Raw genomic sequence first — 16,516 nt, 5'->3', positions numbered from 1 at the left:
CCCGCGTCGCTCATGGGTTGCATGGCAAAGATGGGGGCGCAGTGTTCAATGGAACTGTCCACCCTGGGGCTAACCCGCCCCCCTAATCCCTTGACAAAAATCAACGAGACGCGCCCAATACGGCAACTGCACCTCCATATAGAAACGCCGTTCTATATAGGAGAACACAGCGAAGTCACACAAGGAGACAGTTGGTGGAGCTTCAACTTGATGTCACCGATACGCCGCCCCGGTTCTGGGAGCGATTCGATTCAAAATGGCTGGTGATCGGCAGCACAATCCTTATCGTTGCGGTGCTGGCGTTGATTCCGCTTTGCTTCCTGCTATGGCAGAGCTTCATGACGCCGCAGGGTGCAGACACGTCATCCGTATTTACCCTCGACAACTATCGGATCGCGTTCGGTAGCGCAGACTCCTGGTCGGCTTTCGCCAATTCGGTGGAATTCGCTGTTGGTGCCGCAGTCGTTTCATTTGTTATCGGCTCGGGTCTTGCCTGGATCAACGAGCGTACCAATACGCCTTTGCGCCGTTTCTTTTCGGTCGTGACGGTGGTTCCTCTCATCAATCCGGCCATCCTCTTCACGATCGCGTGGATTCTGCTTGCCAGCCCGAAAATCGGCGTGCTGAACGTCGCGCTGATGCACTGGTTTGGTCTTTCGCATCCGCTGCTCAACATTTACAGCATGGGCGGGATGATCTGGATCGACGGATTGCAGTATTCGCCAATGGCTTTCCTGCTGATGTCGGCAGCGTTTCGCGGCATGGACCCCTCGCTGGAAGAATCAGCAATCATGAGCGGCGCAGGCCTGCTCAAGACGACGTTCAGCATCACATTTCGCCTTGCGTTGCCTGCAATCGTTTCGACGGTGCTCATCCTCTTCGTGCGCGCCGTCGAATCGTTCGAAGTTCCTGCACTGATTGGTCTGCCGGTTAAAATTCAGGTACTCACATCATCGATTTACGAGGCGTTGCAGCAATATCCGACGCCGACGGGACTGGCCGCTTCGTATTCAACCATCCTGCTGCTCATCACTTCGGCCGGTTTCTTTATCCAGAGCCGCCTGCTTGCCAACGGCGGTAAATTTACGACGGTCACTGGTAAAGCGTTTCGTTCACGCGCCATCGACCTTGGTCCATGGCGCTATCTCACTGCGGCAATCTTCGTGCTGTACGCGCTTTTGACCGTGGTACTGCCCCTGCTTGTGCTGCTGTGGTCGTCTTTCCAGAAGTTTTATGTGCCGCCGTCGTTGGAAGCTTTGCATCATCTGACCCTTGACTCCTACCGCTATATATTCAGTTATCCCGAACTTAAGGAAGCTGTAGAGAATAGTTTGATTCTCGGATTTTCGTGCGCAACCGGCGTGATGCTGCTTTCCGCAATCGTCTGCTGGATCGTGATCAAAACGAAGATTCGGGGGCGTTGGCTGCTTGATAACCTGGCATCGCTTCCGATGGTGTTTCCCGGTTTGGTGCTGGGTCTGGCGTTCATGATCTTCTTCCTGAACGTGAACGTCGGCATCTACGGCACGCTTTGGATTCTCCTCATTGCGTACGTCGCACGATTCATGCCCTACGGGATGCGTTATACGCAAACTTCGATGGTTCAGTTGTCGAAAGAACTGGAAGAATCGGCGGAAATGTGTGGTTCTGGCTGGGGTACGACGTTCTTTCGTATCATTTTGCCGCTGCTTAAGCCCGGTCTGATGGGCGGCTGGATTTACGTGTTCATCGTATCGATCCGTGAGCTGTCCGCTTCGATACTGCTGTATAGCCCCGGTAGCGAAACGATTTCCGTCGTGGTATGGGAGCTGTGGCAAAACGGACAATACGTCGAACTGTCGGCGCTGAGCGTGATGTTTGCGATTGGTCTGCTCGCGCTGGTGTCGTTCGCGCAGTGGGTGGGTAGCAAATTCGGCGTGAAATCCGTCTGAACTAGCCATAAAAAAAATTATTGGGACGACAATGCTGAACATTCAGAATCTGAACACGGTGTATCTCGACAGTCACGGCGCGAAAGTCGCGGGCATTGACAATGTGAGTTTCGAGGTCCCTGAAGGCAAACTGTTCACGCTGCTCGGCCCGAGCGGCTGCGGTAAATCCACTACCCTGCGCTCGATTGCCGGTCTTGAAAAACCCGATGGCGGAAAGATCACCGTGAACGGCGTGACCGTCTTCGATGCTAGCCGTAAGACCTTCGTGCCGCCGAACAAGCGTCAGTTTGGGATGGTGTTTCAGTCGTACGCCATCTGGCCGCACATGACCGTTTTTAAAAATTGCAGCTTTCCGCTTGAAGTCGGCACAAAGAAATTCACGAAACAGCAGATTGCCGACAAGGTGATGCGCGCGCTCACCGCAGTGGGCCTCGATCATGCAGCACATCGCGATGCAACGAAGATGTCCGGTGGTCAGCAGCAACGTTTGGCCCTGGCCCGCGCGATCGTAATGGAGCCGAAACTGCTACTGCTCGACGAACCGCTGTCGAATCTTGACGCGAAGCTGCGCGACAGGATGCGTTTCGAAATGAAGCGCCTGCAACGTGAGCTGAACGTCACGACGATCTACGTGACGCATGACCAGGAAGAAGCGCTCGCGATGTCGCACGAAATCGCGATCATGAAGGACGGTCACATCATCCAGAAGGCGCGGCCTCGCGATATATACGAAAAGCCGGCCAACCGCTTCGTCGCGGATTTCATCGGCACCACGAGCCTGGTCGATGGGACTGTCCGAGACACGAACGGTGAGAAGTTAATCATTGATTCGACCATCGGCACGATCACTGTGGCCAACAGTGACGGCATGAATGTCGGTGCAAAAGCCGTAGTGTCGTTGCGCCCGGAGAACCTGGAAATCTTCGATAGCAAACCGACGATCGAGCATTGCAATGTGTTCGAAGGTACCGTCTATTCGAAAGTATTCCTGGGCGGAACGCTTGATTTGCAAATCAAGGTCGGTGAACAGGTTTTGCTCGCACGTGCGCATCCGTCGCATCGCGAGCCGGTTGGCGCGAAGATCTGGTTCACCGTTGATCCAGCCCGCTGTATCGCGTTGAACCCGCAGTAAATTCGCTAGACCAAAGGAGGCACAATGTCCGAAGCAAACATCGACACGAACGGAATGTATGAGGAAGATCAGCGCGCTGAAGAATCGCACCACAGCACCGCTGGCAATGTGAAAAATCGCGTATTCGTGCGTGGCATCGAAGGCGCGTACAACCTGAACACGGAACTCGAACGTCTGCGTTCCGTTCCGCGCGTGCGTAAAGGCAAAGAAGTCAAGTTCAGCAAGGGACCGCAGACCTTCAGCCGCCACTACGTGCAGCCGAAAGATGGAATCACGCAGACCTTTCACATCCACCTCGAAGAATACTCGCCGGGCGGTCACTCGCAGAAACACGGCCACGTGAACGAGGCCGCGTTCTACATCCTCGACGGCATCGGTTACGAGGTGCACGACGGCATCCGCTACGACTGGGAAGCCGGAGACATTGCGATCGTGCACAACAACTGCGTGCACCAGCACTTCAACCGCAGCCTGGATAAACCTGCACGTGCGCTCGTCATCAAGACGAAGCCGATGTTCATGTTCATGAACATGCTGTTCCAGAAGACCGTCGAACCTCGCCCTGACGAGCCGTCGCCGACCGGTGCTGGCTTCGTTGCACGCATGGAAGAAACTGATTTCAATCATCCGGAAGGAGGCTACTGATCATGGCATGGACCGAATCGGGAAACTGGCTGACAGGCCAGGAAAATCGCGCGCTTTACCAAGGTCTGCTCGAAAACGCCGAACAGGCCCCGGAGCGCAACGCCAAGCGCGCAAAGATCGTGCGACCTGAGAACATGCCGTGGGAAATGTCACGTCAAGGCCTGCTCAAGCACCTACTGAATGAAGGCATGAACACGCGCATGGAAACGGTCGACGCGTACATGCAGATCATTCCGCCGGGCAGCAAATCGGGCAAGCACCGTCACCTGGCGGAGGAGTGCCTGTACGTGCTCGAAGGCCGCGGCTATGACCTGCACCAGGACTACGACGTCGAAATCGTCGATCAATACGCGTGGAAGCCGGTCGGTGAAGTCAAGCGCTTCGAATGGGAAGCCGGCGACGTAATCTATATTCCGCCTGGCACCGCGCATCAGCATTTCAACGCAGACCCGGATCGCCCCGTGCGCCTGATTTCCGCGATCAATCGCATTTTCTGGAAGAGCGGCCTCAATGATCTGCAACAACTCGAAGACGCGCCGGAATACGATCCGACCGTGACGCTCACAGCCGACAAGATTCGCGATTACCTGAAGAACACCACAACCGTCTAGGAAACGCCTGGACCAGTTAGCTCGCACGTCCGCGGGCTATCTTGTCGTGTACGCAACGAGCATTGAATGGAGAAGTAAATGAGCAAGAACGCAGTTGTTTCGGAGGACATGGCGAAGAAGTTCGCCACCGAGAAGGAAACGGCGTATACGCGCTGGATTGCCCAGCAAGGCCTGGACATCATCGACGGTCACTACATCCAGGACCTGCGTACCGTCGATCTCAAGTATTGGGCGCGTCGAGGTGGCAAGGGCGTCTACATCAATCACGAAGCCTCGCGCACGTCGAACGACTGCTACGTCTGCGAAATTCCACCGGGCAAATCGCTCGCACCGCAGCGCCAGTTGTTCGAAGAAATGATCTATGTCCTGAGCGGCCGGGGATCGACCACCGTTCGTAACGAAGCAGGCGCGGAAGTCACGTTCGAATGGCAAGCCGGTGCCCTCTTCGCCATCCCGCTGAACTGCTGGCACACGCACTACAACACGTCCGGCAAGGACGCCGCGCGTTTCGTCGCTGTCACGAACGGCCCTCCCACGATCAACGCGCTCGAAGACATCGATTTCATCTTCGGCACGGCGTATGATTTCAAGAACCGTTTTAACGGCGAGCCCGACTACTTCGCTAATGGCGGCGAACAGAAGGGTCTGCTGATGGATACGAATTTCGTCGCCGACGCTGTGAACCTGCCGCTGGTCAGCGCCGCTGAACGTGGTGCCGGCGGCGGTCACATCCGCTTCAATATGGCGCGCGGATCACAGAACAGCCACATTTCGCAGTTCCCAACCTCGACGTACAAGAAAGCGCACTCGCACGGTCCGGGCGCGCACGTCATCATCATGAGCGGTTCTGGCTACTCGATGATGTGGCGTGAAGGCGAAGAGCCAAAGCGCTACGACTGGCAAGCCGGTTCGCTGATCACGCCGGCCAACGGCGAGTTCCACCAGCACTTCAACACGAACCCGAATCCGTCGCGTTACCTCGCGCTGAAGCACGAAGTCGTATCGCAGCGCAATTCACAAGGCGTGCCGAAGGCGTGGATATCGCGTCGCATCGGCGGTTGTCAGATCGACTACTCAGATGAAAATCCGGTCATCCGTTCGACGTTCGCGTCGGAACTGGAAAAGATCGGTCTCGCGATGCAGATGGACGGCGCGTACGCGAAGGAACTGGAAACACTGCCGCCGCTCGCAGGTTAAATTCCTGTCGCTGAACCGTTAATCCGCTACGGCTGAACAGGCGGGGTACATCGGGCCGATGTGCCCCTGCCAAAAATAAACTCTTCGGAGACTCTTGATGAGGAATTTCCGCCTCGCAGCAATTGCTGGGCTTCTCAGTGCCGCGCTGATATTCATGGGTTCCAGTCCCGCTTTAGCAGCCGGCTATGTATCGAGCGAATCTGTCGCGCGATATAACGGCGCCGATCGCATGCAAAAACTGGTCGCCGGAGCGAAGCAGGAAGGCAAGCTGACGGTATATGCGTCGCTGCCGCCTGACGATTTCAATCCGGTCGTCCAGGCCTTCGAAAAGAAATACGGCGTGCACGTAACGGTCTGGCGTTCGAGCGCTTCTGGCATTCTGCAACGCGCAATTTCGGAAGGCCGCGCCGGCCGCTATGAAGCGGACGTGTTCGAAACCAACGGCCCGCAGCTTGAAGCGATGTACCGCGAAAAGCTGTTGCAACCGATCAATTCGCCGGTTCTAAAATCGCTGATTCCCCAAGCGATTCAGGACAACAATGCGTGGACGGCTACGCGCCTGAACGTGTTCACCGTCGCGTACAACACGAACCTGATCAAAAAGGCAGACCTGCCGAAGACCTACAAGGACCTACTCGACCCCAAATGGAAAGGCAAGCTCGGCGTGGAAGGCCAGGATTCGATTCCATGGTTCGCGGACACGGTTCAAAATATCGGCGGTCAGGCAGGTATCGACCTGTTCAAGCAGATCGTCGCCAAAAACGGCGTGTCGGTGCGTCGCGGCCATACGCTGCTGGCGAATCTGGTCGCCTCGGGCGACGTGTCGATGGCTTTCGGCATCTACAACTACAAGGTTCAGTCCATGAAGGAAGCCGGTGCGCCCATCGACTGGTTTTCGATCGGACCGGCTATCACCCAGCCGAACGGCGTCGGTGTCGCGCACACGCTCAGGCATCCGAATGCGGCCGTGCTGTTTTACGATTTCCTGATGACCGATGGACAAGTCGTTTACGCCGATCACGATATGGCTGTGACGAACACGACGGTCAAGCGAAAGCTGCCGGATGTTCCGATGCAGATCATTTCGAACAAGGACATCATCGACAACCAGGCAAAAAACCAGGCGCTTTTCGATACCGTATTCAACGGCATGAATTGATCCTCGTTTAGAAACAGGTGCGTCCGATTTCAGCACCTCTTTTCCAAGTCGACAAAAAAGTGTCACCATGATCAGGACTGCTTTAGAAATGGGGGCTTCTCACCCGTTCAAATGTTATTCGTGTTGTTCATTTGACACCGAATAGGCAGTACATGCGGCGCCATACTCAAACTATTAAATCAACGTCGGAGACTCATGAATAAGAAACTACTCGCATTGATGGCTTTCCCCGCTCTTGCAAGTGTTGCGAGCGTTGCACATGCACAAAGTTCGGTCACGTTGTACGGCATTGTGAATGAAGGGATCGACTACATCAACAATCAGAGCGGTGGCTCCGTGATCGGCCTCGTGAAAGGGCAGACCAATGGTAGTCGCTGGGGATTCCGGGGTTCTGAAGACCTCGGCGGCGGCATGAAAGCTATCTTTGTCCTGGAGAACGGTTTCGACGCTTCTGCCGGCACACTATCGCAAGGCGGTCGTCTGTTTGGCCGCTCAGCGTGGATGGGTCTTCAAACGCGCTACGGCAGACTGACGTTCGGTCGTCAATACGACGCCATGCACGACGATGTCGGCGAGCGCCTGTCCGCGACCGGAATATGGGCGTGGATCGGCAGTCACGTGGGCGACTTCGATAACCTGAACGCCAATTTCCGGATGGATAGTTCGATCCGGTATATCTCGCCTACGTATGCCGGCGTCAAGCTCGATCTGCTATTCGCACCGGGCGGCCAGCCGGGTAACTTCGCCACCAACCGCCGTTATCAGCTTGCGGCGACGTATGATTCCGGCCCGATTCTCGGCGCAATCGCATACGAGAATTTAAACAATCCGGCTGTTTCGGTTTACGACAGCACTGCTGAACCCGGCACGCCGGCATTCTCGTCGCCCGGCAAGTCGCCATCGTTCAGCGGCTTCCTGTCTGCGAATTCGCAAGAAATTTTCGCAGCAGGTATCGGCTACAAATTCGGCACCGGCGGTCAGGTCAGCTTCGTGTACACGCGAACCGTCTTCAGCGATATGCTGCAATCGAAAACGACACCGAATACCGGGTCGGCGACGCTCAGCAGCTACGAAGGCAACATTCGCTATCGTGTGATGCCGACGTTGCTGCTTGCGGCGGCGTATGACTACACGACAGTACGTGCACGGGGCAGAGCTGCGCACTATCAACAAGTCAACGCCGGACCGGATTATTTCCTGTCCAAGCGAACCGATATTCAGCTCAGTGGCGTCTGGCAACACGCCTCGGGTATCGATTCGACTGGCAAGTCCGCGGTCGCAACGATCGGTTCGCTCGGCGCTTCTTCAACGCCTACGCAGGTCGCGGTTAAGCTCATTCTTCGGCATCGTTTTTAAAGCCATTTGATGGATGTGCGAGGCCCTGGTGTATGGAGCCTCGCGTTATTTCAGAGATTTTCGCACGCGCAGCACGTATGAACGCCACAATCCAATCCATCCCACGTAATTTCAGGGCGGCTGTTGCTGTCGAACCATCACGTACGGAGATTCGGACGTTCGAGCGCCCTGCAATTACACCGTCTACCGGATTGCTTCGGGTTGCGATTACGGGCGTATGTGGCAGCGACGGCCCTTACTACAAGCAACTTCCAAAAAGCCGCGGGCCGCTGATCCTTGGACACGAGACGGTCGGCCATATCGATGAAGTAGGTGAGCTTTCCAGCGCACGTTGGGGCCTTAAGGAAGGCGATTACGTCGCGCTCGAAGAATACGTTCCGTGCGGTCACTGCGAATATTGTCTGTCAAACGAATTCCGCCTGTGCAACGCAACGGATTGGCGCCTGAATGGTCTGTGCTATGGCGCAACTGGCCTGAAGACTGCACCGTCTTTCTGGGGCGGCTTTAGCCAATGCCAGTACCTGCAGTTGCACACTGTATTTCACCGGGTGCCCTCGACCGTCGCACCGAAGCACGCAGCACTTGCCCTGCTCCTTGGCAACGGTATCGAATCGGCTTATTTACAAGGCGGTGCAGGCCCGGGCCAGGCAGTTGTTATCCAGGGTCCTGGACAACAAGGCTTGTCGTGCGTCGTTGCAGCGCGCGAAGCAGGCGCCGAAAAAATCATCGTCACGGGGCTTTCGACGGGCACCGATCGCGAACGCCTTGCGCTGGCGAAACGGCTCGGCGCAGATCACACGATCCAGGTGGATCAGGAAGATGTGCTTGAACGCGTAGCCGACCTCACGGGCGGCTCGATGGCTGACCTCGTGATCGATAGTGCATCGAGCGGTCCGGCAACCGTTGCCTCCGCAATCCAGCTTGCACGAAAGCGGGGAACGGTCCTGCTCGATGGACAGAAGCGCGTGCCGATTCCCGAATTCAGCAGCGACATGATCAGCGCGCGCTTTCTCACGGTGAAAGGTATGCATGGTCACAGTTACCAGTCCGTTGAACTCGCAATGCAACTCATCGCCGCGAACCGTCACGGCGTTACGCAAATGAGCACTCACACGTTCGGTCTCGAAGACACGGACCTGGCGTTGCGCACCTTGCAGGGAGAAGGTGTCGGCTGTGCGATTCACATGACGATCGATCCTTGGAAGTAAGCTATGCCTGATCATCAGATCCCATCCGAAGTGCTTTACAGAATTCAGACTCCGAATTCTTCCCCTCGCCGCATTCGCGTGATCGCGCTGACCGATAACGATCCCGAAGTCGCAGCCTGCCGCACCTACGCCGATGTGGAATTTGCGATGGCGAGCGAGTTCGCCGTGCTTTCGCAAGTCTCTAGTGCAAACGCTGACCTGGCCCCCGATGCGATAAGCGAATGGCTCGGCACGCCTGATACGGTCGTGATTTCTGGCCGGGATGATGACGATGCGCGAGCGATTGCAGTCGCGGCAAAGGCCTATCGCATGAATGGTGTCACCGTTTCCGTCGTGATCAGCCCGTCCGACAGGAAATCGAACGGCGCGGCCGATACGTTACGTCCTTACAGCACGATGATGATTCTTCCGACGAAGGCCGGTTATCTGTACGATCTACTTTCTGCGCTCGGCGCGTAGGAGCGAGAACATTTTGAAACGCGACATTAATCGATGGTGGACGGTATTCGGCGGCGCGGTCTGTGTTTCCGTCGGCGCGGGTGTGTTGTCGGCATTCATGTTCGGCATGTTCATCAAGGCGATCGCCACGGAGAACCACTGGAGCCGTGCACAGGTTTCGCTCGGCTTGACCGTCTTCGAATTTTCGATGGGACCCGGCACCATCCTTCTCGGCTCGCTGATCGACAAAATGGGCGTGCGGCGTCCTACCCTGCTATTTCTGATCCTTTTTGCAGCGTCTACAGCTCTCGTGGGCGTATTGCCGGCGTCTCCATGGATATTCGCGCTGGCATTCGTTGCAGTCGGTCTGTTTGCGCCGAGCACCAACGCGCTGCCTTATGCGAAGGTAATCTGTGCTCGCTTCGACCGTCAGCGTGGTCTGGCACTGGGTTTGATGGTCGGCGGTACCGCAGTAGGCGCGATGTTCATGCCGCACTATGCGGGTTACCTGCTGAAACACTTCGGCTGGCGTGCCGGCTATTTCGGCGTGGCTGGATTGATGGCCGTGTTTTCCGTTCCCGCGCTCTATTTCCTCGTCAAGATGCCGCCTGGCGTAGACGAAGAAATGGTGCGTAAAGCGCGTGAAGCGAAACGCGAGCTACCATCGCTCTGGTCATTGTTCGTCAAGGATCCCACATTCCGTCTGTTGGGCCTTTCGATCTTCTGCGTGTCCGGTGTGCTGCTCGCGTTGCTCTCGCAGCTTGTACCCATGATGACCGATCGCGGCGAAACGGTGTCGGCTGCTGCAACGATGCTTTCAATCGCCGGTTTAACGTCAGCGGTCGGCCGTCTGTTCGCTGGTTGGTTGATGGATCGGGTTCATGCGCCCTACTGTGCTGCGATGTCGTTTGCGCTGACGCTCATTGGCGTGCTCACTCTCGCAACCGGTGCGACCGGTTACACAGCAATGATTGCCGCTGCGCTGATTGGCGTTTCGATTGGGGCGGAAGCGGACATCATAACGTTCATCGTAAGCCGCTACTTTGACCTGCGCCTGTTTGGCCGGGTAAGTGGTGCAATGTGGATGGCGTGGGGATGGGGTGCCGGCATCATGATCTTCGCATCTGGACTGTCGTTCGACCTCACACACTCCTACAAGACCGCCCTCTGGACATTCTCCGCCTTTGTTTCGATCGCCGTAGTCTCAATCATGCGTCTCGGGCCATACGTGTATCCGGAACAACGTGATCCGAAGCGTGCCGCCCTCAAGGCGAGCGCGTCAACCTGATTCCTGTCACTTCGCTCTGTGTTTTTTGGGGTGCCTTTGGCCACTTGTTTATTTTGGATAAGCCGGATGATGAATCCCGCGCTTTATAAAACACAATAATTCGATGTACGAACGATTTCCAACAAAATCCGTTCCACCTGGCACCTAACCGCGTTGTTCGGTCTATTCAAAACGAGCCTAACCCGAAAAACGACGAATCCAGATTGACATCAATATTAGCCGCAAGTAGACTTTATTTATTCCAAAAGATAGCACGTCGATCCACATAGGGGAACGATGATTCGATGGATAAAAATCGTGGGAAGAGAGAATTACATCCTGCTAGAGAATTGAGCTTACAAAACAGTCGGATGCTCTACGGCAATTTCTTCAAAAGTGCGCTTTGGATGACCGTCATGTGGTTTTTCGCGCAATTGTTATCCGTAAGTAAACACCGAACAAGTACCCCCTGCGATTTCATATCCAGTGAAGGAGGCGGGAACAACGTCGAGACGAAACACGCGAAAACTCCGCATCCATTGCATAGGGAAGAAGCTTGCCTGCGCCGCCTTGCCCGCGTGCGCTTTCTACCCGGTTTCAAACCTGGTGTCGGAAAAGGGAATGCCAAGCGTTGACCTCTCGTCGGCCGCCTCGGTCGACGTGAAGTTCCTACCGTCTTCTACGCGGATTGAGATGCACGTTACCCGTCGGAAACTTGCGGAAAGGCGAGCAATCGCAATAGCGTGAACGGCGGACCCTGGGGCCGGTGCGAGCGGGTCATTTCAGCAATAGCGCAAACGCTTTCTACGCGATCAGTTCCGGCGGTACTGGCAATCCAGGACATAGCATGGGAGATAGCCGCGATGCTCGGCAAGCGACACCGCTCCGGAACGTGCGGTCTGAAACGGCTTCGTTCACCCGAGGCCGCCTTTATAACCCGATTGCGTTACGCCTTGCGCACCCAGTCCCAAGGAAGCTGCTGCGTTCCTTCGTTGCTCAAGAACTGCCTTCGCTTGCTCGAGATTCTCCGGATAACTATCTTCAGCCACGCCGGGGTTATAGCCCGCCGCTTCCAGTTGCTCAAGTTCGTTGATCACCTGGGCGCGCGTGATGGACTCTCCCGCATGCGACAACATCGGAACGAGCACGGCAGCAGCACCAACAGCATTGATCAGGAGTTTCATGGTCTCACCTGTGGGTCTGAACGTCGGTCTTGCGAACTCGGTTTACTCCCATCATAGACGCGTCATGGGGAAATTACTAATTTACAGATAGTGGGATTCATCGCAAGTCCAAATGAAGCAGGCGGTTTGCGAATTCATGCGGGGAGTAAAGGGCAATGAGCAAGCGACAACAGGTACAGAAAAGCTGACCGTATCGACTCGGAGGAAACGTTCGACAATTTCGAAGTGTCGAGCGCCATTCAAGCGACGATCGCCAAACTCGAATTAATTTCGTTGCTTGGCGCGAGCGGCTGCGGCAAGACCATTTTTTTGCGCATCATCGCGAATTTCGAACAGGCCAGCACAGCTCGAAGCGCAGACGCGTGCAATCGTGCAGACGGAATTGATGCGCATTTGGGAAGCAAGGCCGCAAACGGTGCTGTTCGTCGCGCGACTGATGGGTGAAGCTGCGTTCCTGTCGGATCGTATCTTTTATTCTCACGTCGTCCGAGCTGTCTGCAAAAGTCATGGATAGCGATCGGCCGCGCCCGGGTCCATTATCGATCAAGCGTACAACGAAATTCACCGAGTATGTGAATCAAATTTGCCGCGCAATCGGCCAGCGATGTGCGCGAATCAGTGATACACGGGCACGTGTCAACCACAGCTCTGAATGCTCCCACATTCGGGGCGTTTCATTTCAAGCACGGAGACAAGATGATTACCCGACGTACCATATTGAAAACCAGTTTGGGCCTCGCATCGAGCACGGCATTCTTGCCGTTTCATGCCAGATCGGCCGAAAAGATTTCGCCGAATCTTGCACTGACAGACTATTCGGGCTCGGATCGCGCAGACCGGATTCTGGCAGCGGCAAAAAAAGAAGGGCAAGTGAATTTTTACACCACGATCGCAAAATCGGACCTCGAACCGTTGTTCAATCCGTTTGAAAAGAAATACGGTGTCAAGGTCAACACCTGGCGTGCAGGGGATGAGCAAGTCGTGCAACGAGCCGTTTCAGAAGCGCGAGCCGGTCGTTATATGCCCGATAATGTGCATGTCGGCTCTTCATTCCTGGATAATCTACGACAAGAGAACCTGTTGCAGCCTGTCGTATCGCCCATGTTCGCAGACCTGATTCCCGGATCGGTGCCGGAACATCACATGTGGGCGTCTACACTGCTGTCTGTCTGGGTTCAGTCCTATAATACGAATGCCATCAAGAAAGAAGACCTTCCCTCTTCATTTGAGGATCTGCTATTGCCGAAATGGAAAGGAAAACTCGGCATCGAGTCGAAGAGCTCCGACTGGTTTGCAACCATTTGTCAGCAGATGGGCTCCGAAAAAGGCATCGCATTCTTCAAGGAGTTGATTGCCACTAATGGTGTGTCTGTTCGCAATGGCAACTCATTGCTGAACAATCTGGTTGCCTCAGGCGAAGTGCCGCTTGCACTTGAGACGTACAACTATATGCCTATGCAGGCGAAGCGCAAAAATGCGCCTATCGACTGGTTCCTGCTGCAGCCAGCGGCCGCGCGAGCGAATGGCATTGCTCTGTTCAAACACGCACCGCATCCGGCTGCGGGTATATTGCTCTATGACTACATGCTCTCACTGGACGCGCAAAAAATTCTGGCGAACATGGACTATGTTCCGACGCATCGGAATATCCCGTCACCTTTCCAGCATAGCCAGATGACGCCTGTCGATCCTGCGATGTCAGCTGCCCAGCGCAATAAATGGAACAATGTTTTTAATCACCTGTTTCTGGGTTAGAGTCCCATTCCTGGACCAAAAAAAGCTGCCTTTGCTTAGGGCAGCTATCTCACTTTCCGCCGGATTCCGTCCTGCTGCTTGATTGAGACACACCTGCAGTATCGGGACCATACGCGGTGTTAGCTTCGTTCTGTTGCGCGACGATAGCCTGCGCGTGCTTCAGGTTCTGCGGGTAGTCGTTGTTAACGACAGGATCGTAGCCCGCGTCTTCCAGCTGAATCAATTCCGCGCGTACCTGCGCGTGCGTAACCGGCTCAGCAGCGTGCGACAGCACCGGAGTGATAAGAACAACTGCGAACGCAACGTTGACGAACGATTTCATGTGAGATTCCTGGATTGGTTCGTGAGGGGGCGCTCCAAGGCAACCCGCGTAAACCATTATACGGGTTTTCACTCACTAGCGCTACCGGTTCGGGAATGCCGTTCCGTACTGAGGAACAAATCGGCGACTGTCGCACACATGCATTGGTATCGATAATTACGATCGGCTTTAGGCCGCTTTTCAAAGCAGGCACAGGGCAACAGTGCATGGCGCGTCGAAATACAACATCCAGTGCCCAATCATGCTTTGACGTTTTTCGTAAAGTGCGCGGTGATGGGACCCGATTCTGGAGCTATCGCAATCGGGTTCTCCGAGGATATGTACCGTTCGCTCGCGCGACGGGTGTCGCCGCCAGCGAAAGGCGCATCATCGCTCGCATCGAGCCGGAAATTCGCCACCAGTTGCTGTAGCAAAGCAGACTGCTCCTGCACGTTTTGCGCCGCCGCCGACGCCTGTTCGACGAGTGCCGCATTATGTTGCATGACCTCGTCGATCTGGCCGATTGCCTGGTTGACCTGAACGATGCCAGTGTGTTGCTCATCGGAAGCGGCGGCGATTTCGCCCATCAGGTCGGTGACGTGCCGCACCGCACGCACGATTTCTCCGATCGTGCCACCCGCCTCATGCACCTGCCGCGACCCGGTATCCACGCGCCCGACGGATTGTCCTATCAGCTCCTTGATTTCCTGAGCGGCGCTCGCGCTGCGCTGTGCGAGGCTGCGGACCTCGGAGGCGACCACCGCGAATCCGCGCCCCTGCTCGCCCGCTCGCGCGGCTTCAACCGCAGCGTTCAACGCCAGAATGTTGGTTTGAAAAGCGATACCGTCGATAACGCCGATGATCTGCTCGACACGCTCCGAGCTGCTGGCGATGTGCTCCATCGTTGTCACGACATCGCGCATGACGTCGCCGCCGCGCTGCGCGATGTCCGCGGCGCTGTTCGCGAGCGTGTTGCCTTGCCGTGCGTTTTCGGCGTTCTGCTTTACGGTCGCAGTCAACTGCTCCATGCTCGCTGCCGTCTGTTCGAGAGAGGCAGCCTGCTCCTCGGTGCGCTGGCTTAGATCCGCGTTACCCGTGGCGATTTCCGCCGCGCCCGTCGCGACGCTCTCGCTGCTCGCGCGCACTTGCGTCACGATATCGACGAGCCGTTCATTCATGTGCCGAAGCGCGCGCAGCAATTGGCTCAGTTCGTCGTCGCCACGCACTTCGATATGGGAAGTGAGGTCGCCGCACGCAACCGTCGCGGCGATGGTGACGGCCTGATCAATGGGTCCGATGATCGAGCGCGTGATGACGTAAGCCACCGCAATGCTCAAGATAATCGCCGCCACGATCGCCGCAATCGCCAGTTGCAGTGCAGAACGATAAAAGGCGCTCGCTTTCGCGCTCGCCTGCATTGCGCCTTTGCGGTTGAACGCCACGTGGAGGTCGACCTTGTGAGCATACTCGCGGTAGTCGTGCGAGGATTCGGCCGCCAGCGTGCGTACGGCGGCAAAATCGCTGTCGCCCGCCAATGCCAGTTTTATCAGCTTGTCGTCGATCTTCTGGTACTCGGCCCACCCTGCCCGGTCATGTTCGAGGAACTCGCGTTCGGTGGGCGAATCGATCAGCTTGTCGTAGGCCGCAAATGCGCCGGTTATCTTCGACAAGGCGTGGCTGCGCTCGGCAATCGCATCCTGCTTTCCTTGCGGATCGACCTCCAGCACCACGCGAAGCGTGGCGCGGCGCTCCGAATCCGTCGCCGAGCGCAGATCCCCCAGGACCTGGACGCCCGGCAACCAGTTTTGAGCAAGGTCCTGCGTACCCGCCTCAATTCGGGACGCCTGATACAAAGCGATGGCGCAGGTGGCGCACAGCACGATCAACACAACACCAAAGCCCGTAAATAATCGGGCGCGGACTTTCAGATTGCTTAGCACAAGCATAGCAATTTCCGTTGTTGTGCCCAAGCGCACCCTGCCAATGGAGTGCAACGCTGCGGGCGGATTGACAGGCAAGGCGTCAGTATCGACGCGGCATCGACGCAGCTGAAACGACTGAAAACGTTTGGGGCGCAGGTCGCAACCAACGAATAAGGTGCCGTTCGACCGCGGGATCGACGCACCTTGACTCGCGTTCAATTCGTTCACCGTCTCCACGCGCTCGCTATCCATCGGCGCGCGCACGCTCAATGCAATGGTGTGGATGTCTCTGTGGCGCGGGTGATCGCGCCTATGTCCGTGATGGCGTCTCGTAGGACGCTGGGCGCTCACACGCCGGCCGCGATTCTTGCGGATGCGCTAGCTGTCAGATCATTAGGATGACGCATACC

General features: G+C 56.2%; 16 protein-coding genes. 13 read left to right on the top strand and 3 right to left on the bottom strand.

Annotated elements, in window-relative coordinates; all coding sequences use genetic code 11:
* The first annotated feature begins 194 nt into the window (after positions 1-194).
* From ABQJ48_RS34025 to ABQJ48_RS33975, 11 genes are all read left to right on the top strand, one after another.
* Entirely contained in the window at positions 195-1,931 is a 1,737-nt protein-coding gene (locus ABQJ48_RS34025) for an ABC transporter permease (RefSeq protein WP_367842310.1), read from the top strand.
* 31 nt (positions 1,932-1,962) lie between these two features.
* The gene (locus tag ABQJ48_RS34020) at positions 1,963-3,063 is read left to right on the top strand and encodes an ABC transporter ATP-binding protein (protein WP_367842309.1); all 1,101 of its coding nucleotides are present in this window, start codon (positions 1,963-1,965) and stop codon (positions 3,061-3,063) included.
* A gap of 24 nt (positions 3,064-3,087) precedes the next feature.
* The gene (locus tag ABQJ48_RS34015; protein WP_367842308.1) at positions 3,088-3,708 is read left to right on the top strand and encodes a cupin domain-containing protein; all 621 of its coding nucleotides are present in this window, start codon (positions 3,088-3,090) and stop codon (positions 3,706-3,708) included.
* Between the two features lie 2 nt (positions 3,709-3,710).
* On the top strand, positions 3,711-4,319 hold the full coding sequence (locus ABQJ48_RS34010) for a cupin domain-containing protein (protein ID WP_367842307.1): 609 nt from the start codon (positions 3,711-3,713) through the stop codon (positions 4,317-4,319).
* Positions 4,320-4,397: 78 nt separating this feature from the next.
* Positions 4,398-5,516, top strand: coding sequence for a cupin domain-containing protein (locus tag ABQJ48_RS34005; RefSeq protein WP_367842306.1), 1,119 nt, complete (start codon positions 4,398-4,400; stop codon positions 5,514-5,516).
* A gap of 229 nt (positions 5,517-5,745) precedes the next feature.
* A complete protein-coding gene (locus ABQJ48_RS34000; protein ID WP_367842305.1) occupies positions 5,746-6,675 on the top strand; it encodes an ABC transporter substrate-binding protein in 930 nt (309 codons plus the stop codon).
* 195 nt (positions 6,676-6,870) lie between these two features.
* Positions 6,871-8,031 (top strand): porin, encoded by a 1,161-nt coding sequence (locus ABQJ48_RS33995; protein ID WP_367842304.1) that lies wholly within the window; start codon positions 6,871-6,873, stop codon positions 8,029-8,031.
* Positions 8,032-8,063: 32 nt separating this feature from the next.
* On the top strand, positions 8,064-9,239 hold the full coding sequence (locus ABQJ48_RS33990) for a zinc-dependent alcohol dehydrogenase (protein ID WP_367842303.1): 1,176 nt from the start codon (positions 8,064-8,066) through the stop codon (positions 9,237-9,239).
* A 78-nt stretch (positions 9,240-9,317) separates the two neighbouring features.
* The gene (locus ABQJ48_RS33985; RefSeq protein ID WP_367842302.1) at positions 9,318-9,698 is read left to right on the top strand and encodes a hypothetical protein; all 381 of its coding nucleotides are present in this window, start codon (positions 9,318-9,320) and stop codon (positions 9,696-9,698) included.
* A gap of 13 nt (positions 9,699-9,711) precedes the next feature.
* Complete coding sequence (locus ABQJ48_RS33980; RefSeq protein WP_367842301.1) at positions 9,712-10,965, top strand: MFS transporter; 1,254 nt, start codon at positions 9,712-9,714, stop codon at positions 10,963-10,965.
* 284 nt (positions 10,966-11,249) lie between these two features.
* On the top strand, positions 11,250-11,579 hold the full coding sequence (locus ABQJ48_RS33975) for a hypothetical protein (RefSeq protein WP_367842300.1): 330 nt from the start codon (positions 11,250-11,252) through the stop codon (positions 11,577-11,579).
* 279 nt (positions 11,580-11,858) lie between these two features.
* Here the strand turns inward: ABQJ48_RS33975 and ABQJ48_RS33970 are convergent, their stop codons facing one another.
* Positions 11,859-12,128 carry a DUF4148 domain-containing protein gene (locus ABQJ48_RS33970; protein ID WP_367842299.1) on the bottom strand — a complete coding sequence of 90 codons (270 nt, stop codon included), beginning with the start codon at positions 12,126-12,128 and terminating at the stop codon, positions 11,859-11,861.
* Between the two features lie 225 nt (positions 12,129-12,353).
* Between ABQJ48_RS33970 and ABQJ48_RS33965 the strand changes: the two genes are divergently transcribed.
* Entirely contained in the window at positions 12,354-12,572 is a 219-nt protein-coding gene (locus ABQJ48_RS33965; protein WP_367842298.1) for an ATP-binding cassette domain-containing protein, read from the top strand.
* Between the two features lie 252 nt (positions 12,573-12,824).
* On the top strand, positions 12,825-13,883 hold the full coding sequence (locus tag ABQJ48_RS33960) for an ABC transporter substrate-binding protein (RefSeq protein WP_367842297.1): 1,059 nt from the start codon (positions 12,825-12,827) through the stop codon (positions 13,881-13,883).
* A gap of 49 nt (positions 13,884-13,932) precedes the next feature.
* Here ABQJ48_RS33960 and ABQJ48_RS33955 read toward each other — a convergent pair whose 3' ends face one another.
* A complete protein-coding gene (locus tag ABQJ48_RS33955; RefSeq protein ID WP_367842296.1) occupies positions 13,933-14,205 on the bottom strand; it encodes a DUF4148 domain-containing protein in 273 nt (90 codons plus the stop codon).
* Positions 14,206-14,444: 239 nt separating this feature from the next.
* Positions 14,445-16,130: a methyl-accepting chemotaxis protein gene (locus tag ABQJ48_RS33950; protein WP_367842295.1), complete on the bottom strand. Its 1,686-nt coding sequence runs from the start codon at positions 16,128-16,130 to the stop codon at positions 14,445-14,447.
* Between the last annotated feature and the right edge of the window lie 386 nt (positions 16,131-16,516).

The sequence above is a fragment of the Paraburkholderia suaedae genome (genome assembly GCF_040812055.1).
In the GTDB taxonomy this organism is placed as follows: Bacteria; Pseudomonadota; Gammaproteobacteria; order Burkholderiales; family Burkholderiaceae; genus Paraburkholderia.
The sequence above is the reverse complement of the archived record's forward strand: the minus strand, read 5'-3'. Positions and strand labels throughout refer to the sequence as shown.